Here is a 21001-nt window from a genome sequence, read left to right as displayed (position 1 = left end):
CGCCAACCCAACCAACGCTCCGAATGCCAGGCATGTACCTCACCCTCACTCTCCTCGCAGCCCTTTTCCTGCTGGCCCTATGGGCGGGCTGGTGCCGCATGGTGCGCCTGGAACACCTCACCCGCGCACGCCTGGTCAACGGCTTCCTGGCGGCCATGGTACTACTCACCCTTATGTCGGCCGCCCACGGGCTGGGGTGGATGGACCCTGACATCGCCGCCCGTATCACCATGGGCCTCTACGCGGCGGCCTCCGGCTTCTTCTTCGGATTCGGGGCGGCCCTCTACCGACTCAGGGAACCCGCCGGCCCCCTCCTCTACGTCTACCGTTCGCCGTGGACCGACCTGGCACCCAATCTCCTGTCGGTGGCGCTATTCGCCTTCGGCATCTACCGGACGGGCCTGCTCGCCGGGGATCCCTTCACGGGCATTGGACTGACCTCCGGGCTCTCGCTTGTGGGACTGGCCTTCTTCGGCTGGACGGTACGCGTGGTGCCGGAATTCCGAACGGAGGGTCTCTTGCTGGTGGACCAGTTCGTGGCATGGAAACGGATACTGGCCTGGTCGTGGATCGGTGAGGAGACCCTGCAACTCGACTACATGACCGACGAGGAAGGCCATCAGCGAGTTCCGCACCCACGTGCCCATGGAAGACCGCAGGAAACTGGAACATATACTGGGCGAGAAGCTGCAAGAGTTCCGCGAGGAGCGCCGTCAGCTGATCTCGGAGGCGGATGCCTAGCCCAGCAGGCGGCGATGCTCAACCATCAGGCACTTGTTCTCTACATAGTCCAGTCCCTCCTCCCCGGCGCGCGCCATAGCCTCCTGGGAGGAGACGCCCAGCTGGGTCCATACCAGGGGACGCTGGCCGGTCTCCTCCACGCGCCTGCAGACATCCTCCACCATCTGAAGAGTGTGGGCGGAGTCTCGAAAAATATCCACCACATCCACCTGCGTTTCATCAGGAATGTCGTAGACCGCCGGATAGGCCTTCTCCCCCAGCACCTCCCCGTAGTCGGGATGCACCGGGATGATGCGGTAGCCCTGTTCCTGCAGGTAGGAGGCGATCTGGTGGCTCGTGCGCCAGGATTTGCCGGAGCAGCCAATGACGGCGATGGTTTTCGCCTCGGATAGCATCTTTTTGAGGTCCATGGGAAGGGGTCTGCGGGATTGGTCCCATTGCGGTGGTGGGGATACACTCTCAATTCTGCTGAAAATATCTTATATTTAGTCAACATATGAAAATCCAATCCAAAGCATAGGTATATTTTGTCCCAAGTAGAAGATGGCAACACTGTAAAAGTACATTACACCGGTACCCTGGATGACGGTACCGTGTTTGACACCTCGCGCGAGCGGGAGCCGCTGGAATTCACCCTGGGTAACGGCCAGTTGATCCCGGGCTTTGAAAAAGCGGTCATTGGCATGGAAGTCGGCGAATCCACCGAGGTCAGCATTGAATCGGATGATGCCTACGGAGAACGCCGCGACGACCTGGAACTGGACGTGTCCATGTCGGATCTTCCCGATGACATCGATCCCCAGGTGGGCATGCAGCTGCAGATGCAGCAGCAGGATGGCAACGCCATTCCCGTTCAGATCACGGAAGTGAAGGACGAATCCGTCACCCTGGACGCCAATCATCCCCTGGCCGGCCAGGATCTGAACTTCGAAATCGAGCTGATTGAAATCAGCGAAGAGGAAGACTAGGCAAAGCCCGTATTCGGGCAAAGCCTTCAAAAGGGAACCGGCCACCAGCCGGTTCCCTTTTCTGTATCAGGCCCAGGACTAACCCGTTCCCGCGTCCTCTCAGATCCTCAATCCCGAACTGCAGCATGACGGACCCGTCCCTCCTTCATCCCGGCCCGCGAATCGAGGTTCTTCATCCGTATCTTCCGGGTCTACGTGCGCTGGCTTTTCCGGCGGCGCTTCGACCAGGTCTGGCTGCGCCAGCGCTACCGACCGGACTCCTCCTCACGCACCGTCTACTACCTGAATCACCACTCCTGGTGGGACGGGCTCATTCCCCTCCTGTTAAACGAATACCGCTTCGGACAGCGCGCCCGGGCCATGATGGAGAACCGTCAGATGCGCCGTTACCCCTTCTTCAGCCGCATTGGCGCCTTTTCGGTCAACCGCGGCAACCCCCGATCGGCGCTGCGCTCCCTGCGCTACGCGGTAGAATCGATGCGGCGCCCCCGGGCCTGTCTATTCATCTATCCCGAGGGCACCCTCACGCCGCCGGGAAGCCGCATGGATTTTGAAGGGGGACTGGCCTGGCTGCACGACCGGCTTGCCCGGGAGGAGCTGGAGGTGGATTTCGTGCCGGTGGCCCTCCACATGCACACGCTGCGCGGCAGCCGCCCCGAGCTGCACCTCAGCGTGGGCGATGCGGTGCGTCCGGACGTCCCGGGCGATGCCGAAGCCACGGGAACGGTCTTCGAAAGGCACTGGACGACCTGCTGGAGGAGCTGCGCCGCGAGGCAGGTTTCAGCGACGCCCCTTTCGAGCGCTTTCCCTGAGCGGTAGGCCGCAGAACCGGACGTCCCCGGCTTGTCCCCTGCCGTCTGATTTCTGTATCTAATCCGCGACATCAATCTGTAAAACCCAGACGTATGGTGCCCCCATGACCGCCCGCGCACTGCTCCCCGACAGATTCCTGATGACCTGCCTTCTACTGCTGCTAGCAGCTCCCCTGCTGCGTCCCCGCCTCTGCGGCCGACAAGGAGTACGCCATACCCTCGCTGCGGGTGGAGGCCCAGATCCGTGCGGACGGAACCGTGCGCATTGCCGAACACTATACCTACCGGTTCGAGGGCTCCTACAGCTGGGCGCACCGGTAGCCTTCCCATCGGCGAGGGAGCCGGATATAACGAGATCCGCAACGTGCGTATCAGCGGACCCGGGGGACCCTTCGTCCATGAGAACAGCGAGCGTCCCGGCACCTTCCTGGTCCGCCGCTCCGACGACATGATCGACTTTCGCTGGTTTTTCGAGGCGGAGGACGAGCGGCGCACCTTCACCATCTCCTACACCCTGGAGGAAGCCGTGGTGGTGGGACCCCGGTGGAGCGAGTTTTTCTGGACGTGGCTGGGCGATGACCGCCCGAAGTCCAACGACTCACTCTCCGTTCGGCTGGATCTGCCCCGGGCTGTGCCGGCCGACTCTCTGCACCCTTGGACGCGCGGGGTCCGCGACCGTATCACGGCCTCGGCACACGACGGAGGCTTTGAACTTACGGCCCGCAGCATCGACGACCACGAGTCGGTGCGGCTGCGCGCGGTCTTTCCCACATCGGTTTTCCGCCGCGACAGCGTGTCGGTGAACGACGCCGCTTTCAGCCTGGCCTCGGCCCGGCAGGACGAGCAGGGCTACCGGGAGCGCCGCGAGGAGCAGGAGGCCTACAACGCCTGGCTGGCGGGCATAGGCCGGAAGCTCGCTGTGCTGACTGCCGTGCTCAGCATAGGCGCCTTTGTATACTTCTACCGCCGCTGGGGCAGCCGGCACCCGGTGTCCGGCACGGGATCGGACCGCGCCAGCCTGGTACCTCCCTCCCGGGAGAAACCCGCGCTGGTGGGTTGGCTGTTAGGCAACCGCACCACCACCGGGGGACACCTGATGGCCACGCTGCTCGACCTGGCCCGGCGGGGTTACTTCAACCTGCGTGAACGGTCGCCCGAAAAGGAGGGGTGGCTGACACAGGAAAAACCGGTATTCACCATTGCTTCCACGGACAAGGAGCCTGAAGCAGACCTGCTGCCGTGGGAGGCCGACATGCTGGAGCTTCGTGCGCTCCAAGCTCGACGAGGGGGAAACCGAGCTCAAAGAGCTCTTCAAGCAGCATTCCAGCGACTTCTCAGGCTGGTTCAACGACTGGAAGAAGCAGATCAAATCGCACGCCTCTGACAAGGGATGGATAGACCGGGATAGCTACACCGGCGCCTGGTACAACGCCGGCGTGCAGGTTTTCCTGCTGCTGTTATCCATCGCCAGCATCTACATGGCCGGACCCATCGGCCTGCTGGCCGCCCTGCCCTCCTTCGCGCTGGCCATCGCCTCCCTGGGCATCGTCCGACGTACGCCCGAAGGCGAGACGGCCTACCGTAACTGGAACGGCTACAAGAAAGCGCTCAAGGAGGCCGAAGATTACGCTGTGGGCGACGAGCTGGACACCCACTTTATCTATGCCGTAGCCCTGGGCGCGGGCAAGGAGTCCATCGAATCTCTCCTCAAGGCCAACCCGGGCCAGGTGCCCAACTTCGGCTGGATCGTGGTGCTGAACTCCACCAGCGGCAGCCCCGCGGCCCTGGCCGATACCTTCCAGACCCTGAGCGCAACCGGGTCCGGGCTCCTTCGGCGGCGCGGCGGGCGCGGCAGGAGGCGCTTCGGCCGGCGTAGCCGGCGGCGGTGGCGGGGCGGGAGCCGGCTGAGCCGGGGACTTTTTAACCGCGGTCGGTAAGGCAGGCCACCCCGGGCAGCTCCCTGCCTTCCAGAAACTCCAGGCTGGCGCCTCCTCCCGTGGAGACGTGGCTCACCTTCTCCTCAAGGCCCGCCTGGCGGATGGCCGCCGCCGAATCCCCCCCTCCCACGATGGTGGTGGAGCCCATGCCCGTGGCCTCGGCCAGCGCCTCGGCCACCGCTCGGGTGCCATCGGCGAAGTTATCCATCTCGAAGACGCCCATGGGACCGTTCCACACTACCGTCCCTGCCGCCTTGATGATATTGCCGTAGGAAATGGCCGTCTGGGGACCGATGTCCAGGCCCATCCAGCCGTCTTCGATGCCCCACTCGTCCACCACCTTGAATTCGGCGTCGTTGTCGAAGGCGCGCGCCACCACATTGTCCAAGCGGCAGCGTGAATTTCACGCCCCGCTCCTCCGCCACGTTCCATCAGGCGGTAGGCCAGCCTGGTCTTCTCCTTCTCCACCAGGGAATCACCCACCGGCCACCCTTTGGCGCGGTAGAAGGTGTAGCTCATGGCCCCACCCAAAAGGATGGTATCCACCTTGCCCAGCAGGTGTTCGATTACCCCAATCTTGTCGGAGACCTTCGCCCCGCCCAGGAGGGCCACAAAGGGGCGGTCGGGGTCTTCCAGGGCGTCGCAGAGAAAGGCGATCTCCTTCTCCAGCAGGAAACCGGAGACGGCCGGCTGCAGGTAGCGCGCCACGCCCGACACGGAAGCGTGGTCGCGATGACTGCTGCCGAAGGCGTCATTGCAGAAGAGGTCGCCGTGCGCGGCGAGGTGCCGGCAGAAATCCTCATCGTTGGCCTTCTCGCCGGCATGAAAGCGCACGTTCTCCAGCATCACCACCTCGCCGGGCCCCGCCTGCGCCACGGCCTTCTCCGCCTCCGGCCCGATGCAGTCAGCGGCAAACCGTACCGACGCCTCCAGCAGATCGTCCAGGTACCGGGCCACCGGCTCCAGGCTCAGACTCTCATCCCTGTCTCCCCCCGGGCGTCCCAGGTGACTGGTGAGTACGGGCTGACCGCCTTGCTCCAGAATATAGCGAATGGAGGGAAGGGCCTGCCGGATGCGGTTGTCGTCGGTGATGCGCCCCTTCTCCAGGGGCACGTTGAAATCTACCCGGGTCAGCACCTTTTTGCCCTCGAGTTCAACGTCCTTGAGCGTCATCTTCTGCATGGGAGCGAGATCTGGTTGTTAAAAATGCGAAAGGAAAATAAGGGACTCCCCCGCCCTACACAAAGCGTTAATGTCCTGTTTTTCCTCGTGCAATCTTCCTATTTTGAAGGCGTCCAACCAACCGCCAACCACAGATCCAGGCATGCAGACCGTTTATTTTGATCACGCGGCGACCACACCGGTAGACGAGAGGGTGCTCGAGCACATGAAACCCTACTTCACCCGCCATTTCGGCAACGCCAACTCCACCCATCAGATCGGCAACGAGGCCAAGGTGGCCGTGGAGGAAGCCCGTGAAAAGGTGGCTGAGCTCATCGGGGCCGAGCCTGCCGAGATCATCTTCACCAGCGGCGGCACCGAGAGCGACAACGCCGTCATCAAGGGCGTTATGGAGGCTACCGGCAAGAGCGAGGTGATCACCTCCCCCCTGGAACACCACGCCGTGCTGCACACCGTGGAGGACACCAAGCGCAGGGGACACAAGCCGGTCTACCTGGAGCCCGACCGACGCGGCCTGGTCTCGCCCGCCCAGGTGGAGGAGGCCATCACCGACGACACCGCGCTGGTCACGCTCATGCACGTTAACAACGAGATCGGTTCGGTGAATCCCATTTCCGACATCTCGGAAATCTGCCGCGAACACGGGGTACCCCTGCACTCCGACACCGTGCAGAGCGTGGGCAAGATTCCCGTGGACGTGGATGACCTCGGCGTGGATTTCCTGAGCATCAGCGGACACAAGATCTACGGCCCGAAGGCGTGGGCGTGATGTACATGCGCTACGGATCACCCTGGATGCCATGGATGCACGGCGGCTCCCAGGAGCGCCGGCGTCGCGGGGGCACGCTGAACGTGCCGGGCATCGTGGGACTCGCCAAAGCCCTCGAGCTGGTGATGGAGGAACGCGACCATCACCTGGAACACTTCCGCGGGCTGCGCGAGCGGCTCATCGGCGGGGTGAGCGAGCGCTACAACGGCCAGGTGACCTTCAACTGCGATCCTGAGCACGGGGTTCCGCATATTATCAACATGGGTTTCTCCGACGGCAACGGCGGTGGCCTGGACGGAGAAATGCTGCTTCTAAACCTTGATATGGAGGGCATTTGCGTCTCCAACGGCTCGGCCTGCACCAGCGGGGCGGTGGAACCCTCGCATGTGCTTTCCGGTATCGGACTGGACGAGGCGATTGCCAACGCCAGCATACGCATCAGCCTGGGCAAGGACAATACCGAAGAGGACGTGGATTACTTCCTCGAGAGCCTGGAAAGTGATGGACCGCATGACGGCCACCGGCGGCTGAACTAGAACGGCTTGGTCAGTCCCAGCACCGTGTTGATTAGCACCAGCATGTACACCGTGAAAGAGAGTGCGTAGGCGCGGGTCCATTTTTTTACCGTCTCCCCGCCCAGTTCGCCCTCGGCCTCGGATGCCAAGGCCTCCTTGAAGGCGCGTCCCCTGCGGATGGAGAAAACCACGAGCACCAGGATAATAAAAAAGAGAACCTGCTTCACGCCCAGCCAGGCAAGGTCGCCCGAAAAGGGAAACCAGCCGTACTGTGGACCCGCGGGGATGGAGACCATGGCCCCGCCCGATATAAGAATGCCGAGGGCACCGAGGTGAGCGCCGATGTTGGTGGCCAGCCTTTCGGCTTTCATCATGGAGCGCACCTTCGGGGCGGGTCCCCCGGACCGGATGCGAAAAAGCATGACCAGGCTCACCACAAAAGCAAGCAGCCAGGCGATATATGAGACGATGTGTATCCAGTAAAATAGGCCGTATGACATAATAGGCGGGGTTGTTCGTTATTGAATTTGGTAGCGGAGTTCAGAGACCCTCGCGGAAGATCTCCTCAATGAGCTCGCCGTACTTATCCTCCACGATGCGGCGCTTGATCTTCAGGGTGGGCGTAAGCTCACCCGACTCTACAGTAAACTCCTCGGGCAGCAGCCGGAAATCACGAATTTTCTCGTGAGAGGCCAGGTCGTGCGAATAGCGGCGAATTTCCCGCTTATAGATGTTCTGCACCTCCTCGCGGGCCAGCAGCTCCTCCGTGGAGCTGTAGTCCATATCCTCGGATTCGGCGTGACTCTCCAGGGCTTCGAAATCGGGTACGATCAGCGCCGCCATGTAGGACTTTCTTTCACCGACCACCACCATTTGGTCGACCCACTTGCTGGTCTTGAACATGTCCTCAATGGGACCCGGGTAGACGTTTTTCCCGCCGGCGTTGACAATCATGTGCTTGATGCGGTCGGTGATCTTGAGCCGCCCGTCCACGAAGCGTCCCACGTCCCCGGTGTGCAGCCAGCCCTCCCCGTCGATCATCTCGCGGGTGGCCTCCTCGTTTTTCCAGTATCCCTTCATGACGTTGGGGCCCTTGCACAGGATCTCCCCCTCCTCCGAGGTAAGCTCGCTGGGATACTCCTCACCGCTGATATGCGCGACCACCTCGCTGTTCTCCAGCCGCTGGATTCCCACGGTCACGCCGGGAATAACCATGCCTACGGTGCCCATGCGCTCATTCCCGTAGGTGTTGCAGCACATAACCGGCGAAGTCTCCGTCAGCCCGTAACCCTCCAGGATGTTGAGGCCCGCAGCCATGAAAAAATCGCCGATCTTGGCCGGAAGGGCCGCGCCCCCTGACACAAAAAAACGGATGCGTCCCCCGGTGCGCTCCTTCAGCTTGTCGAAAACCAGCTTGTCAGCCAGCGTTTTCTGCAGGGATACCAGCCCTCGCTCCCCATCCACGTAGCGTCGGCCGGTCTGCAGGGCCCATTCAAAGATTTTCTGCTTGACGGCCGAACCCTCTTCCACGCTCTGAGTGACCAGGTTGTAGATCTTTTCAAAGAGCCGCGGCACGCTGATGATGATCGTTGGACAGGCCTCCGTCATGTTCCTGGCCACCGTGTCCACGCTTTCCGCGTAGTAAATCTCTGCCCCGCCCGCCAGCATGGCGTAGTAGCCGGCCGTGCGCTCGAAGGAGTGGCACAGCGGCAGAAAGGAGAGGCAGCGGTCGTTCTCATCAATATGGATGCGCTGGTGGGCCGCCTTGATGTTGCTGACGATGTTGCGGTGGGTGAGCATGGCCCCCTTGGGCTTGCCCGTCGTGCCGGACGTGTAGATGAGCGTGGCCAGGTCCTGCGGTTCCACGGCGCGGGATCGGCGGCGAATCTCCTCCTCGTATTGGGGCAGCAGCAGGGCACCCTCGTCCATGACCTCCTCAAAGAGTTGTACGTAGGGCTTCTCCCCGTACTCCTCCACCTTCGGCGCGTCAAAGGCCACCACCTGCTTCAGGTCCGGGCAGTCGTCGAATACCTGAACGGCTTTCTTGAGCTGAATGCCGGTGGAAACGAAAAATAGCTGCGCCTCCGAGTTCTCCAGGATGTATTGGCACTGCCCCGGCGGCAGGGAGGTGTAGAGGGAGACATTGACCGCCCCAATGGTCTGCAGGGCCAGATCCACCACCGCCCACTCGTAGCGGTTCTCGCTCAGAATGGCCACACGGTCGCCGGGCTGCACGCCCCAGTCTGTCATCCAGGCGGCCAGGGCCATCACGTCCTCGGTCACCCGTTCCCAGCCGATGGTCTCGTAGGGTTCGTCGGAGGAGGGCTTGCGGGCGAAAGCGGCTTTGCCGGCATCCCGGTTCTTTTCGGAAAGATTCCAGAAGAGCTCCGTCAGCGTTTCAAAGGCGACAACAATGGGCATGGGACACTTCTGTTTGGGTCATAACAACAGTCCGAATATAACATTCTGTTGGGATATATCACCATAAGCACGTCAGCCGCGTACACCGAGGAGCGGCTGCCCCGTCCTCAGCAGGCCGGTACCTGAGCCCCTTCCCGCTGATTTCCTCGGGCGTATCAATTTGTTATATTCCATTCGAGCCAAATAACTTCATACCTATGGCACATCCCGCGAAAGAAGAAACCATCGACCTGGTCAAGGAGATTTTCCGCTCCTATCTCAAAGAGCACAACCAGCGACAGACGCCTGAGCGATTTATGGTTCTGGAGGAGATCTACCGTTCAGACGGCCACTTTGATGCCGACGACATCTTCTTCAACATGAAAAATTCGGGCACCCGGGTCTCCCGGGCCACCGTCTACAACACCCTCGACTTGTTGGTGGAGTGCGGCCTGGTGCAGCGTCACCAGTTCGGCAAAAACCAGTACTACTACGAACGCGCCTACGCCTACCAGCAGCACGACCACATCATCTGCCGCGAGTGCGGCGCCGTCATGGAGTTCTGCGACCCGCGCATCCAGGAGATCAAGACTATGATGGAAAAAATGCACGACTTCAAGATCAGCGGACACTCCCTGCATTTCTTTGGCAACTGCAGCGACATCGATACCTGCGAGCGCAAGGAGGAGATCAAGAACAAGAAGCGGCAGGCTGTCAACTAGCCCGCCTTCACGGTTTATCCGCTTACCGCGGCCTGCGCCCGGGCGAACCTACTCTGAGATGGAGGTCTTCTGTATGAAGCGGCGCGCCGCCAAGCTGGCTGCCCAGCAGACCCATGAGCACCGAGAGCAGCAGCATCCCTCCGCAGAGCCAGTACCAATGTCCGAAAGGCCACGAGAGTACCCCGAACTGGGGTATGTAGCGTGGCACCGCGTATTGGAAGAGCGCCCACGCCACGGCGACGGCCAGTCCCCCTGCCACCAGGCCCTGCAGGACGCCCTCCACCACAAATGGACGCCGGATAAAGCCGTTGGTGGCCCCCACCAGCTTCATGGCCCTGATGAGTCCCCGTTTGGCGTAAATGGTGAGGCGGATGGTGTTAAATACAAGGATAAGGGACGCAAGCAGGATGAGTAGGCCCAGGCCAGAGCCCGCGACGGCCACCGTGCGGAAGCGGCTCTGGATCATCTGCAGAAGCTGCTGGTTGAATTCCACCTCTTCCACGCCTTCCAGGCTGCGCACCTGGGCCACCAGGCTGTCAACCTGCTGCACGCCGACCTCGGCGCGCATGCGCAGGCGGAACGACGCGGGCAGGAATTCAAGATCGGCCATCGGCGCGCCCTCCATCCCGAACTCGCGGCGGAAAATGGCGGCCGCGCTGTCCTTGCTGATAAAAGTAACCCCCTCCACCAGGCGCTCGGAGGCCAGGCGGCTGCGCAGGCTCTCGCGGGAGGATGCCTGCATCTCCTCCAGGAAGACCTCCACGTCGATAGACTGCTGCAGGCTCTGTCCCACTTCGTAGGCGTTCCAGGAGACTCGGGCCAGTACGCCCAGCAGCAGCACGGCGATGAAAAGTGAAAAAATGGAGGTGAATGGCCGCCAGCCGAGCACGGCTGAATCCGGCCAGGCCCTCCTTAAGCACGTATCCGAAGCTCATGCGCGTGTGCGTGGGTTTATTAAACGTTGCGCAGCCGCTGGCACCACAGTTTCCGGTACGCCCTGCCCGGCGTACACGATTTCAGTTTCTGAATTGGGCACGGATGCCGAAAAGCAGGCGTCTGCCATGCATGGGGCGACCCAAGGTTTCAAAATAGCCTGCCTGAGTAACATCCTCCAGTACGTTTTCCCAACGGAGTGTGATCATGATGGTCCGGACCCGCGCCGAAAGCTCAGCGTCCAGGCGGTGGAAGCGCGGCAGCAGCCCGGAGCCGCCGGCCGGCTGCCAGAAATCCAGCTCGGGCAGGTAGGTGTCGGGACGGTAGTTCAGACCCGAGGCCATTCCCGACACTCCCGCCTTGACGTAGGTAGCGCGCCCGAAGAGGTAGCCCTTCCACCATGCGCCCCATCGCAGCCAGAGTTTGCGGTGCCGCGCACCGCGCCATTTCTGCGGAAATCCGGGCCCTTCCCCTGAAAAGGCATGCAGCGTGGCCGAACCGCTTAGTTCCAGGTGCTCACTTTCCCAGGCCAGTCGGGTAACGGCTGCGGACGACCAGTAGGCCGATGTATTTAAAAAGGCGCTGTCGGCAGTGATATCGGCCATCACCGCCCCGTCCAGGTGCTTGAACTCGAGGGTGGTCGACCCTTCCAGGCGGGGCAGTATTTGGTAGTGCAGTACGGCCCTGTAGCCCGTATAGCCCTCGGTTTCAAGGTCCGGATTCCCGTCGTAGCCCTGCGAGGACCAGTAGAGCTGCTGGGGCGTGGGCATGCGACGGCCCGCAAAGGCGCTGGCCGACAGCCCGAGGTCGCCCCCGCGGTTCCACTGCAGGCCGGTCTGCAACCGCCAGTTACCGTAGCTGTCCGACCGCCAGCCCGCCCCGGCCTCGGCGCGTCCCTCCAGGCGGGGAAGCAAGGCTGCGCGCAGCGCCGCGTCGCCCTCCACATGGGCAAGGTAGCCGCCGGTATAGGCGGAACCGCCGCCCTGGAAAAGGTGGATAGTGCGCGCGCCCGCCTCTGCCGACCAGTCCGCCTCCTCCCACCAGCGCCTTAGTGAGGCGCCGACCACCGGCGTCTTGTAAGACAGGGTGTCGGCCGACCAGGACAGCTCGCGGCGGGTTCCCCGATACCAGATACCCGCCTGAAGGTCGTTCTGCGTACGGGCCGAATCGGCCGGACGGCGGTAGTACTGAAGGGCAAGTACGTTTGAGCCCGTCTCCGACTCGCCTCCCGGTTCGCGGGCCGAGGTCGTAAAACGATTGAAGTTGTAGCGCAGGGGATCTCCCACGAGGTAGCCGAAAGGCTCTCCCGCGGTGTAGGCGTCGCTGCTGAACTGCAGCTTGAGTGCCTCGCGGGGACCCAGCTGGTGGAAAAGGCGCGCGAATATTTGCCGTCCCTGCACACCCGAATTGCTGTAGGCTCCCCCGTCACGCCGGTCCCAGTAGCTGATCTCTGCGTTGGTGCGGCGCGAAAGGTTGTGGCTCACCATAAATTCTAGGGAGCGGTTGTCAAAGGTGCTCTCCTGGTAGGAGATGCGCGACAGGGGCTCCAGCAGGTACCATGGCTTCAGGAAGTAGCGGGTGCGCCGGGCGCCGCCCGCATCCTCGCCCCAGGCTGCGAGTAGCTTGTTGTGCGGCAGCAGATACCCGTGAAAGGTACCGCTCACGGGATCGTTCATGGGGATGTTCTCCCAGAAAAGCTCCTGGTATCGCGCTTCGAGGGCGCCGTCCTGTATGCCGCTGGAACGCCCCATGGTCCCCAGCCTGTAGGTAATGACCCCTGGCCGGGTGTTCTGCAGGTAGCTCAAGTCCGGCCAGATCTGCCAGCGCAGCGTGCTGTCGGAAGCCAGTTTCTCGGCGCCCAGCGAGGGGTGAAAATCCCAGGGGCGCACCGTAAGGCCGGCACTGTCGGAGGCCGCGCTGTCGGGACGTTGCACCTGCAGGGAGTCGGAAGCCAGGGAGTCGGCTGCCGTGTGGGTAGTGTCGGCCACCTGGGCCGAGGCTGCCGACGGCAGCAGCAGGGCAAGCACAAAGAGATATGCTGTCGGGCGGGCGGTCAAGCGGATTCGGATTGCATTCCGTAGGGCAGACTGCTCGCCCCGGTCAGGGTGCGCCGCACCGCGTCCAGCGCCACGGCAACCGTCCGGTCCTTGTTGACCTGGCGGTCGTCGGTGAAACAGGCCCGAAATGCAAAGTGACGCTCCTTGCTCCAGTACCCCACCCAGACGGTACCCACCGGCTTATCCGGGGTGCCTCCCTCCGGACCGGCGATGCCCGTGGCGGAGAGGCCGATGTCGGCTCGCAGTCGCGTCGCCGCCCCTTGTGCCATCTGCAGGGCCACCGCCCGGCTCACCGCCCCATACTCACGCAGTACACCGGGATCCACATCCAGCTGTTGTTGCTTCACCTCGTTATCGTAGGCTACAATGCCCCCGCGCACGTAATCGCTACTGCCCGGCACGTCGGTAAGCGTATCACATATCCTCCCCCCCGTGCAGCTCTCTGCCGTGGCGATATGCAGCTCCCGCTCACGCAGAAGCTCGCCCACCCTGCGGGCCAGGCTCTCCTCCCTCCCCTCACCCACCAGGTGCTCGCCCGCCCGCTCGCGGATGCGCTTCAGCAGGGGCTCCATCTCCCGGGCCCCCTCCTGAGGGTCCCCTGTGCCGCCGGTCACTCTCAGGCACACGCCTTCCACACCGGGCAGAAAAGCCAGGCTGAGCTCTCCTCCCAGCCAGGGGGAGAGGTCGCCCAGCACCTCGTCGCTCAGGGTACTTTCGCCTATGCCCGCAGTTACAAGGTAGCAGGTATGCGGCTGAGAAGCGGCCCAACCCTCCTGCTCGAGCCGGGGCAGCACCTTTTCATTCACCAGGTGACGCATCTCATGGGGCACGCCCGGCAGCACGGCCAGGCGCGCCTCTCCACGCTCCAGCCAGAGTCCGGGCGCCGTACCGTGGGTGTTGAAGAGCACTTCGGCCGCCTCCGGGACCTCAGCCTGGTGGTAATTGGAGCGGGTGAAGGGAATGCCGCGTCGGTCGAAGACCTTGCGTATGAAATCGAGGGTGGGCTTGTGCAGGCGCAGCTCACAGTCGAAGAGTTCGGCCACCGCCTGTTTGGTCACGTCGTCGTGGGTCGGTCCCAGTCCCCCGGTTGCCACCACCAGACCGGGCCGGGAGAGCGCCTCCTCCAGGCAGTCCCGGATTAGCTCCTGCCTATCGCCCACCGTATGCACCCGGCGCACCTGGAGGCCCCGCCCCGACAGCGTGCGACCCAGCCATGAGGCGTTGGTGTTGACGGTGTCGCCGAGCAAAAGCTCGTCACCGATGCTTATAATTTCTGCGGTCATGCGGCAGGAGTGCGGTGCGGGTTCATCAAAAGGAAAATATCAATCTTTGCACGCATTTCGAAGGGGTATTCTCCCCCGTCGAGGTTTACTTATGGCAAAGTATTGCTATTTTAGCCATGTGCGTAGCATACCCAACATACTGAGCACCATACGTCTCGTCCTGGCACCCGTCTTCCTGCTTCTATACCTCCAGGACGAAGTGGTCTGGAGGGCCCTCAGTCTCGGCGTCTTTGCCGTGGCGGTGGTCACCGACTTCTTTGACGGCTACATCGCCCGAAACTACAAAGCGCAGACATCCTACGGGGTCTTCCTTGATCCCCTGGCCGATAAATTCCTCACATTTGCAGGCTTCCTGTGTTTACCCTTTATTGATGCCGCACAATTCCCCTGGTGGGCCATCGGAGTAATCATGTTCCGGGACGTGGCCGTCACCGGCCTGCGCATGGCAGCCGACTACCGGCGGATCCCCATGGAAACCCGGGTCACCGCCAAGTTGAAGACCCTGCTGCAGATGTTTTTCCTTTACATGGTCCTTGTGGTGGGACTTTTCATTCAGACCGACGTATGGCTCAGCGAACCCGCCCTCCGGCTCTTGCAGTCAGGCGTACTGGGATGGGCCATGATCTTTGTAGTGATCTTTACCCTCTACTCCGGTATCGAATACCTGGTCGTCAATAAAGAGATAATTACGCTCAATGAGCCTACAAAAAGCGAAGCCGATAATCGGTAGTTTTTTTTACGCGGGCTTTCTGCCCAACGCCCCGGGAACCTGGGGTTCCTTTTTTGCCCTCATTCCCGTCTACTTCACGGGGGTCTACGCCCCCTGGTACGGCATGATCGTGTTGACCCTCATCTGCAGCTGGGTCACACTCTGGGTATCCGAAGAGTGCGAGCGCACCTGGGGAGGCGATCCCTCCCCCCTGGTCATGGATGAATTCGCAGGGCAGTCCATGGCCTTCGTGCTGGTGCCCTTCTTCTCCTCCACCGGCGCCAACCTCCTGCTTCTGGTGGCGGGCTTCTTTCTCTTCCGCTTTTTCGACATCAAGAAACCGATGGGCGTCAACAGCCTGCAAGATCTTCCGGGTGGCTGGGGCATCCTGCTTGACGACTTGCTGGCGGGCGTCTACGCGTTTGTCTGCCTGGCCGGGCTGCGCTACCTGGTCATGGCAATAGCATGAGATATTCCCGGCCAATATTCCCTATATTGCGCGGGTAGAAATATGATACTTGAGACCAAAGCATTACGACATGATTATCGATTCATCCTTTGCTGAAGAACTGGCACTGAACCTGCTGGAAATCAACGCCGTCGTACTCCGGCCCAACGATCCCTTCACCTGGGCCTCCGGCTGGCACTCCCCCATCTACTGCGACAATCGCCTCACCCTTCGTCACCCCGAGATCCGCCGGACAATCGCACGACATTTTACCGATTTCATCCGCGAAAACCACTCCGACGTGGAGGTAATTACAGGTACCGCCACGGCAGGCATCCCCCACGCAGCCTGGGTGGCCGGCAACCTCGACCGTCCCATGAGCTACGTACGGGCCCGTCCCAAGACCTACGGCATGGGCAACCAGATCGAGGGCGGCATCCAGAAAGGCGAGTCCACCCTCGTGGTTGAAGACCTCATCTCCACCGGGGGTTCCGCCCTCTCTGTGGTGGAGGCGCTGCGTTTTATCGGTGCCGATGTGCTTGGCATTCTTAGCATCTTCACCTACGGATTTGACCGGTCGGTTGAGCGATTCAAAGAGATCGATATACCGGTCTATTCGCTGACCGACTACACCACCCTGGTCAACGTAGCCGTGGAAAACGACTACATCGCCCAGAAAGACCTGGAAATGCTCGGCAAGTGGCGCCAGAGCCCCGACACCTGGCCCAACTGAGTCACGGTCCACCAGCCTCCGCAAGCTTCAAAATGAGCGGACCTTTTTGTATTTTATCCAATTCCAAGCTGCCGAATTTTGAGTCCAACCGCTGTGAGCAACCGCAATTTCTACATTGAGACCTACGGCTGCCAGATGAACTTCTCCGACACGGAGATCGTCAACTCCATCCTGATGGAGGAGGGCATGCAGCCCGTGCAGCAGCCGGAGCAGGCGGACATCATCTTCCTGAATACCTGTTCCATCCGTGAAAACGCCGAGCAGAAAGTCTGGAGCCGACTCGGGGAGTTCCGTCACCTCAAAAAAGAGAAGGAGCAGCTGACCGTAGGCGTGCTGGGCTGCATGGCTGAACGCATCCGTGACAAGATCCTCGAAAAGGAGAAGCTGGTGGACATGGTCGTGGGGCCGGACGCCTACCGCGACCTGCCCAAGCTTCTGGCCGAAGTGGACGACGGTCGCAAGGCGGTCAATACCATTCTCTCGCAGGAGGAGACCTACGCTGACATCACCCCTGTTCGCACCGGCGACAACGGCGTCAGCGCCTTTGTGACCATCATGAGGGGCTGCGACAATATGTGCGCCTTCTGCGTGGTACCTTTCACCAGGGGACGAGAGCGGAGCCGTGACATGCAGAGTATCCTGGAAGAGCTCCGGGAGCTTGCCGAACAGGGCTACCGCGAAGTGACCCTGCTGGGACAGAACGTAAACTCCTACCGTGACGGCGAGAACGACTTCTCCCGCCTCATGTACGAGGCCAGCCAGGTGCATCCCGAGCTGCGCATCCGTTTCTCCTCCCCCCATCCCAAGGATTTCCCCGAGGAGCTGCTGCACACCATCGCCGAGCAGCCCAATCTCTGCAACTACATCCATATCCCGGCACAGTCAGGCAGCAACCGCGTCCTTGAGCGCATGCGCCGCCCCTACACGCGCGAGCAGTACCTGGAGCTTATCGAAAAAATGCGCGAAATCATCCCGGGGGTCTCCCTTTCGACCGACATTATCGCCGGCTTCTGCGGGGAGACCGAAGAGGAGCATGAGGACACCCTTTCGCTGATGTCCCAGGTGCGCTATGACCTGGCCTACATGTTCGCCTATTCAGAACGGGGGCGTACCCTTGCCCAGCGCAAGTACGAAGACGACGTACCCGAGGAGATCAAAAAGCGCCGGCTCACCGAAATTATCGACCAGCAGATGGCCATCCAGGAAGAGCGTAACCGCCGGGAGATCGGCCGGCGCCACCTGGTGCTCGTGGAAGGCACCAGCAAGCGTTCCGACGAGCAGCTCTGCGGGCGTACCGATACCAACAAGATGGTCATCTTCGACCGCGGTGACATCAAAAAGGGCGAATACGTGGAAGTGAAAATCACCGACTGCACCTCCGCCACTCTTTTCGGCGACGTCATCGGCCGCAGCAGCATTCGAGACTTCAGCCGCAATCAGAGCGCCAAGCTGGTCGCCGAAAGCGCATGATGCCCCCACAATCCGGGCCTGAACCCCAATGAATCAGATGGCAGACATGGACCGAGACGCATTCCAGGAACGCTTCGGCCTGGTCGGAGAGTCCCACGCCATCAAACAGGTCATTGACAAGGTGATGCAGGTGGCCGACACCGACATTACGGTGCTCTTGCAGGGTGAAAGTGGCGTGGGCAAAGATATTACCGCCCGCGCCCTCCACGAGGTTTCAAAACGCGGCGACCACAACTTGGTAATCGTCAACTGCGGCGCCATCCCCGAAGGCATCATCGAAAGCGAGCTCTTCGGACATGAGAAAGGCGCTTTTACCGGTGCTCACGAGGCGCGACAGGGTTATTTCGAGAAGGCCGATCAGGGCACCATTTTCCTGGATGAAATAGGCGACACGCCAAAGAACGTGCAGGTAAAGCTGCTGCGCGTGCTGGAGACAGGCGAGTATTTTCGCGTAGGTTCCAGCAAAATGCGCACGACCGACGTGCGCGTGATCGCCGCAACCAACCAGGACCTCTGGCAGCTGGTGCAGGACGGTGCCTTTCGGGAAGACCTCTATTACCGGCTCGATACCGTCAAGATCAAGCTCCCCCCCCTGCGTGATCGACCCGACGATATCATCCCCATTTTCCGAACTTTTGTCACGGAGTACTCGGCCAAGTACGACTCGGTCTTCAAGGGCTTCTCCGATGAGGCGAAGGAGCTGCTGATCTCCTATCGTTGGCCTGGAAACGTGCGCGAGCTGCGCAACGTAGCCGAGCAGCTGGTTGTGCTTGAAAAGTCGCAGTTCATCGACACCGAAACGCTCAAAAAATATCTCAAGGGCCGCCAGCATACCGGGTCGGCCGACAACCTGCCGGTGCTCGCGGGCGAACAGGAGCGTGAGGGCCCCAACTCGGATTTCGGCAAAGGCGACCAGCAGCTGATCTACCGCGCCCTGGTGGAGCTTCGCACCGACATCAGCGACCTGAAAAAGATGATCGGGAGCTTTCTGTACACTACCTTTTCGGGAAAAAACCTGAAAGCCCTGGCCGAAAAGTTTCCCGAGGACGTAAACGCTCAACACACCCCCGGCTCGGGCTCCTCTCCCGATATGGGATCAGAGGATTCGGCCATTGGCGACATCGGGGTGGACTCCTTCGCCGAGGCCGATATCTCCGAAGAGGAGGAGCATGGTCCCGGTGCTTTTGAAGCCTTCTTCGACGGCGATACGGTTCCCAGCATCGAGCAGACCGAAAGGTTCCTGATCGAGCAGGCTCTCAAGAAATTTGACGGCAACCGGCGCAAAGCTTCCGAAGTACTCGGCATCAGCGAGCGTACCCTCTACCGAAAACTGGACCAGTATGGGCTCGAATAGACTGATCCGAACCTCAGGGGGCACGACGCTCCGCCTTGCCGCCTCCGCCCTGCTGACGCTTCTGCTGTGCACGGGCTGCCTGCGTTACGGATTCACTGGGACGTCCATACCTGAAGAGGTCAACACAGTCTTTATTCCCTTCTTCGCGGACCAGTCCTCCAACAGCCTGGGCGACCTGAGCGACCGATTAAATTCCGTCCTGATAAACCGTTTCGTCAACCAGACCCGGCTAAGCCTGGCCAACTCGCGCGAGACTGCCGATGCCGTACTGGAGGGATCCATCGTCTCCTACAACAACCGCCCGTTCAGCATTACCGGGGAGGAGCAGGCCGACCAGAACGAGGTGATCATTACCGTGCGTGCCACTTTCTCCTACACCGGCGAGTCGGAGCCGGAGTTCAGCCAGAACTTCAACGGTCGCTCCACCTACGACCCGAACGAGGATCCCATCCAGGGTGAATCCACCGCCGCCGACGAAGCCCTGGAGCAGCTGGCCAACAACATCTTCCAGGACGCCGTGAGCGGATGGTAGCGGAACGGAAATTATTTTGACTGCCATCCCCATTCATTTGTATAATTAGCATCTGAAATTGTCCGGAACTACCGTCCTCCACATGCCGCAGCTGCCGTTTGAGATTCCCAAATCGTTTGCCTCCTACGCCGAACAGTTCGACGGCCAGCCCGAAAAAACCATCCGCCGCCTGCAGGAGCAGTTCGACCGGCAGGGTCCCAACGCGGTAGGCTTCTTCCTGTTGGCCTGGTTTCACCACCTTCGCGACGAGAATGAGGAAGCCGTAACGTGGGCGCACCGGGCACACATCCACGCGCCCGGCAGCCCATTTTTACGAAAACTGCACTACTATCTGAGTCACCCGGAGATGTTCGACGCGTGGACGGCTTCGGAGGATTCCTCCTTCCCACCCTCCCGAAACAGGACCCGTGATGCCCACGGCGAACCTGTACTGGACCTGGACGCACTTATCGGACGCCTCTCAAGCGTTGAATCCAAACGCATTCAGCCGTCCGGGGACGAAGCATCAGTCCGGTCCGAGGAATCTTCGGACGGTGATGTGGATGACATTATCTCCGACACGCTGGCGGACATTCACGCGCGGCAGGGCAAGACCGAACTGGCCATCAGGGCTTACAAGAGGCTCAAACGCCGCAATAAGGAAAACAAAGACTTCTACAGCGAACAGATCCGCAAGCTCAAAAAGCAGCGCGAAGAGCAGGCTTCAAAATCCAGGGAGAGAGAAAAGCAGGACGGGGAATAGGGAATCAGTCCTCTCCGGTGCGTCAACCCTGCACGAAGGGATTGGAGCTTTTCTCCTCACCGATAGTGGTAGAGGGCCCGTGACCCGGGTATACCACTGTCTCGTCAGGAAGGGTGTAGAGCTGCTCCCGGATGGAGTTGGTCAGTACGTTCATATCTCCTTTGTAAAGATCGGTACGCCCGATGCCGTTTTTGAACAGGGCGTCGCCTGCAATCACCAGCCCCTCACGCTCGCTGTAAAGGGAGACGTGGTCCGGAGCGTGCCCCGGCGTGTAGCGTACATCAAAGCAAAAGGGGCCCATTTCCCATCCCTGTTGCACTTCCAGCGGCTCCGGCTCAACATCGAATGCTTCGGCACGGAAACCGAACATGGAAGCCTGGGAGGGAAAATGGTTCCAAAGATAGCGGTCATTGTCGTTCAGATAGACCGACACTTCATACCGGTCAAGCACCCTGCGCAACCCAAGCACATGGTCCACATGCGCGTGGGTCAGCACCACGGCCAGCAGTTCGGCCTCCGACTCATTCAGTTTCCGAAGAGCAGGTTCCATTTCCGAATCCCGGGCAAAGCCGGGATCCACAATCAGGGCCTTGCCCTCTTCGATCAGCAGGTAGGTATTCTCAGCGAAGGGTCCAACGGTAAAGACGTGCAGGGTCATAGCGGAGACTTAAAAAAAAGACTTTCCCCGCCTTGC

At 61.0% G+C, this 21001-nt stretch carries 21 protein-coding genes and 1 pseudogene; 15 read left to right on the top strand and 7 right to left on the bottom strand.

The genetic code is table 11. The features are described from left to right. Window positions 1–23 precede the first annotated feature (23 nt). The 5 genes from U5K31_13250 to U5K31_13230 all read left to right on the top strand — a co-directional run bounded on the left by U5K31_13250 (window position 24) and on the right by U5K31_13230 (window position 4458). The gene (locus tag U5K31_13250) at window positions 24–1133 is read left to right on the top strand and encodes a hypothetical protein (GenBank protein ID MDZ7773687.1); all 1110 of its coding nucleotides are present in this window, start codon (window positions 24–26) and stop codon (window positions 1131–1133) included. A 135-nt stretch (window positions 1134–1268) separates the two neighbouring features. After that, a complete protein-coding gene (locus tag U5K31_13245) occupies window positions 1269–1709 on the top strand; it encodes a peptidylprolyl isomerase (GenBank protein ID MDZ7773686.1) in 441 nt (146 codons plus the stop codon). Between the two features lie 195 nt (window positions 1710–1904). After that, complete coding sequence (locus U5K31_13240) at window positions 1905–2528, top strand: lysophospholipid acyltransferase family protein (protein ID MDZ7773685.1); 624 nt, start codon at window positions 1905–1907, stop codon at window positions 2526–2528. Window positions 2529–2885: 357 nt separating this feature from the next. Then, the gene (locus U5K31_13235; GenBank protein MDZ7773684.1) at window positions 2886–3905 is read left to right on the top strand and encodes a DUF2207 domain-containing protein; all 1020 of its coding nucleotides are present in this window, start codon (window positions 2886–2888) and stop codon (window positions 3903–3905) included. Continuing rightward, entirely contained in the window at window positions 3787–4458 is a 672-nt protein-coding gene (locus U5K31_13230; GenBank protein ID MDZ7773683.1) for a DUF2207 domain-containing protein, read from the top strand. The genes U5K31_13235 and U5K31_13230 overlap by 119 nt, the downstream gene beginning before the upstream one ends. Here U5K31_13230 and U5K31_13225 read toward each other — a convergent pair. Further along, window positions 4442–5640 (bottom strand): annotated as a pseudogene (locus tag U5K31_13225) (phosphoglycerate kinase). The gene U5K31_13230 and the pseudogene U5K31_13225 sit on opposite strands and share 17 nt — an antisense overlap. Window positions 5641–5782: 142 nt before the next feature. Between U5K31_13225 and U5K31_13220 the strand changes: the two are divergent. Together U5K31_13220 and U5K31_13215 are read left to right on the top strand one after the other, a co-directional pair. Further along, on the top strand, window positions 5783–6409 hold the full coding sequence (locus U5K31_13220; GenBank protein ID MDZ7773682.1) for an aminotransferase class V-fold PLP-dependent enzyme: 627 nt from the start codon (window positions 5783–5785) through the stop codon (window positions 6407–6409). A 5-nt stretch (window positions 6410–6414) separates the two neighbouring features. Next, a complete protein-coding gene (locus tag U5K31_13215; protein MDZ7773681.1) occupies window positions 6415–6945 on the top strand; it encodes an aminotransferase class V-fold PLP-dependent enzyme in 531 nt (176 codons plus the stop codon). On the opposite strand, the gene U5K31_13210 is transcribed toward U5K31_13215, so the two are convergent. Together U5K31_13210 and U5K31_13205 are read right to left on the bottom strand one after the other, a co-directional pair. Further along, window positions 6942–7424 (bottom strand): hypothetical protein, encoded by a 483-nt coding sequence (locus U5K31_13210; GenBank protein MDZ7773680.1) that lies wholly within the window; start codon window positions 7422–7424, stop codon window positions 6942–6944. The genes U5K31_13215 and U5K31_13210 overlap by 4 nt on opposite strands. Before the next feature lie 40 nt (window positions 7425–7464). Continuing rightward, window positions 7465–9345 carry a long-chain fatty acid--CoA ligase gene (locus U5K31_13205; GenBank protein MDZ7773679.1) on the bottom strand — a complete coding sequence of 627 codons (1881 nt, stop codon included), beginning with the start codon at window positions 9343–9345 and terminating at the stop codon, window positions 7465–7467. Window positions 9346–9542: 197 nt separating this feature from the next. On the opposite strand from U5K31_13205, the gene U5K31_13200 reads away from it, so the two are divergent. Continuing rightward, window positions 9543–10046: a transcriptional repressor gene (locus tag U5K31_13200; protein ID MDZ7773678.1), complete on the top strand. Its 504-nt coding sequence runs from the start codon at window positions 9543–9545 to the stop codon at window positions 10044–10046. A 22-nt stretch (window positions 10047–10068) separates the two neighbouring features. On the opposite strand, the gene U5K31_13195 is transcribed toward U5K31_13200, so the two are convergent. From U5K31_13195 to U5K31_13185, 3 genes are all read right to left on the bottom strand, one after another. Further along, complete coding sequence (locus U5K31_13195) at window positions 10069–10935, bottom strand: permease-like cell division protein FtsX (GenBank protein MDZ7773677.1); 867 nt, start codon at window positions 10933–10935, stop codon at window positions 10069–10071. A 127-nt stretch (window positions 10936–11062) separates the two neighbouring features. Beyond that, a complete protein-coding gene (locus U5K31_13190; GenBank protein MDZ7773676.1) occupies window positions 11063–13036 on the bottom strand; it encodes a hypothetical protein in 1974 nt (657 codons plus the stop codon). Next, window positions 13033–14319: a competence/damage-inducible protein A gene (locus U5K31_13185; protein ID MDZ7773675.1), complete on the bottom strand. Its 1287-nt coding sequence runs from the start codon at window positions 14317–14319 to the stop codon at window positions 13033–13035. The genes U5K31_13190 and U5K31_13185 overlap by 4 nt, the downstream gene beginning before the upstream one ends. A 118-nt stretch (window positions 14320–14437) precedes the next feature. On the opposite strand from U5K31_13185, the gene U5K31_13180 reads away from it, so the two are divergent. From U5K31_13180 to U5K31_13150, 7 genes are all read left to right on the top strand, one after another. Next, window positions 14438–15049, top strand: coding sequence for a CDP-alcohol phosphatidyltransferase family protein (locus U5K31_13180; protein ID MDZ7773674.1), 612 nt, complete (start codon window positions 14438–14440; stop codon window positions 15047–15049). Next, on the top strand, window positions 15015–15497 hold the full coding sequence (locus U5K31_13175; GenBank protein ID MDZ7773673.1) for a phosphatidylglycerophosphatase A: 483 nt from the start codon (window positions 15015–15017) through the stop codon (window positions 15495–15497). Before U5K31_13180 ends, U5K31_13175 begins: the two co-directional genes overlap by 35 nt. Before the next feature lie 70 nt (window positions 15498–15567). Next, the gene (gene pyrE / locus U5K31_13170; GenBank protein MDZ7773672.1) at window positions 15568–16209 is read left to right on the top strand and encodes an orotate phosphoribosyltransferase; all 642 of its coding nucleotides are present in this window, start codon (window positions 15568–15570) and stop codon (window positions 16207–16209) included. 93 nt (window positions 16210–16302) lie between these two features. Beyond that, window positions 16303–17679, top strand: coding sequence for a tRNA (N6-isopentenyl adenosine(37)-C2)-methylthiotransferase MiaB (miaB, locus tag U5K31_13165; GenBank protein MDZ7773671.1), 1377 nt, complete (start codon window positions 16303–16305; stop codon window positions 17677–17679). Between the two features lie 46 nt (window positions 17680–17725). After that, window positions 17726–19033, top strand: a complete 1308-nt coding sequence (locus U5K31_13160; protein MDZ7773670.1) for a sigma-54 dependent transcriptional regulator — start codon at window positions 17726–17728, stop codon at window positions 19031–19033. Next, window positions 19020–19565 (top strand): LptE family protein, encoded by a 546-nt coding sequence (locus tag U5K31_13155; GenBank protein MDZ7773669.1) that lies wholly within the window; start codon window positions 19020–19022, stop codon window positions 19563–19565. Before U5K31_13160 ends, U5K31_13155 begins: the two co-directional genes overlap by 14 nt. Before the next feature lie 82 nt (window positions 19566–19647). Beyond that, complete coding sequence (locus U5K31_13150; GenBank protein ID MDZ7773668.1) at window positions 19648–20307, top strand: hypothetical protein; 660 nt, start codon at window positions 19648–19650, stop codon at window positions 20305–20307. A gap of 22 nt (window positions 20308–20329) precedes the next feature. Here the strand turns inward: U5K31_13150 and U5K31_13145 are convergent, their stop codons facing one another. Beyond that, window positions 20330–20965 carry an MBL fold metallo-hydrolase gene (locus U5K31_13145; GenBank protein MDZ7773667.1) on the bottom strand — a complete coding sequence of 212 codons (636 nt, stop codon included), beginning with the start codon at window positions 20963–20965 and terminating at the stop codon, window positions 20330–20332. Window positions 20966–21001: the final 36 nt, after the last annotated feature.

Source organism: Balneolaceae bacterium (assembly GCA_034521445.1).
In the GTDB taxonomy this organism is placed as follows: Bacteria; Bacteroidota; Rhodothermia; order Balneolales; family Balneolaceae; genus JAXHMM01.
The sequence above is the reverse complement of the archived record's forward strand: the minus strand, read 5'-3'. Positions and strand labels throughout refer to the sequence as shown.

Coding starts and splice junctions, on each gene's coding strand:
- U5K31_13160 (MDZ7773670.1), top strand. CDS start 17,726: ATGGACCGAGACGCATTCCAGGAACGCTTCGGCCTGGTCGGAGAGTCC.
- U5K31_13145 (MDZ7773667.1), bottom strand. CDS start 20,965: ATGACCCTGCACGTCTTTACCGTTGGACCCTTCGCTGAGAATACCTAC.
- U5K31_13175 (MDZ7773673.1), top strand. CDS start 15,015: ATGAGCCTACAAAAAGCGAAGCCGATAATCGGTAGTTTTTTTTACGCG.
- pyrE (MDZ7773672.1), top strand. CDS start 15,568: ATGATTATCGATTCATCCTTTGCTGAAGAACTGGCACTGAACCTGCTG.
- U5K31_13220 (MDZ7773682.1), top strand. CDS start 5,783: ATGCAGACCGTTTATTTTGATCACGCGGCGACCACACCGGTAGACGAG.
- U5K31_13210 (MDZ7773680.1), bottom strand. CDS start 7,424: ATGTCATACGGCCTATTTTACTGGATACACATCGTCTCATATATCGCC.
- U5K31_13200 (MDZ7773678.1), top strand. CDS start 9,543: ATGGCACATCCCGCGAAAGAAGAAACCATCGACCTGGTCAAGGAGATT.
- U5K31_13185 (MDZ7773675.1), bottom strand. CDS start 14,319: ATGACCGCAGAAATTATAAGCATCGGTGACGAGCTTTTGCTCGGCGAC.
- U5K31_13155 (MDZ7773669.1), top strand. CDS start 19,020: ATGGGCTCGAATAGACTGATCCGAACCTCAGGGGGCACGACGCTCCGC.
- U5K31_13150 (MDZ7773668.1), top strand. CDS start 19,648: ATGCCGCAGCTGCCGTTTGAGATTCCCAAATCGTTTGCCTCCTACGCC.
- U5K31_13205 (MDZ7773679.1), bottom strand. CDS start 9,345: ATGCCCATTGTTGTCGCCTTTGAAACGCTGACGGAGCTCTTCTGGAAT.
- U5K31_13250 (MDZ7773687.1), top strand. CDS start 24: ATGCCAGGCATGTACCTCACCCTCACTCTCCTCGCAGCCCTTTTCCTG.
- U5K31_13215 (MDZ7773681.1), top strand. CDS start 6,415: ATGCGCTACGGATCACCCTGGATGCCATGGATGCACGGCGGCTCCCAG.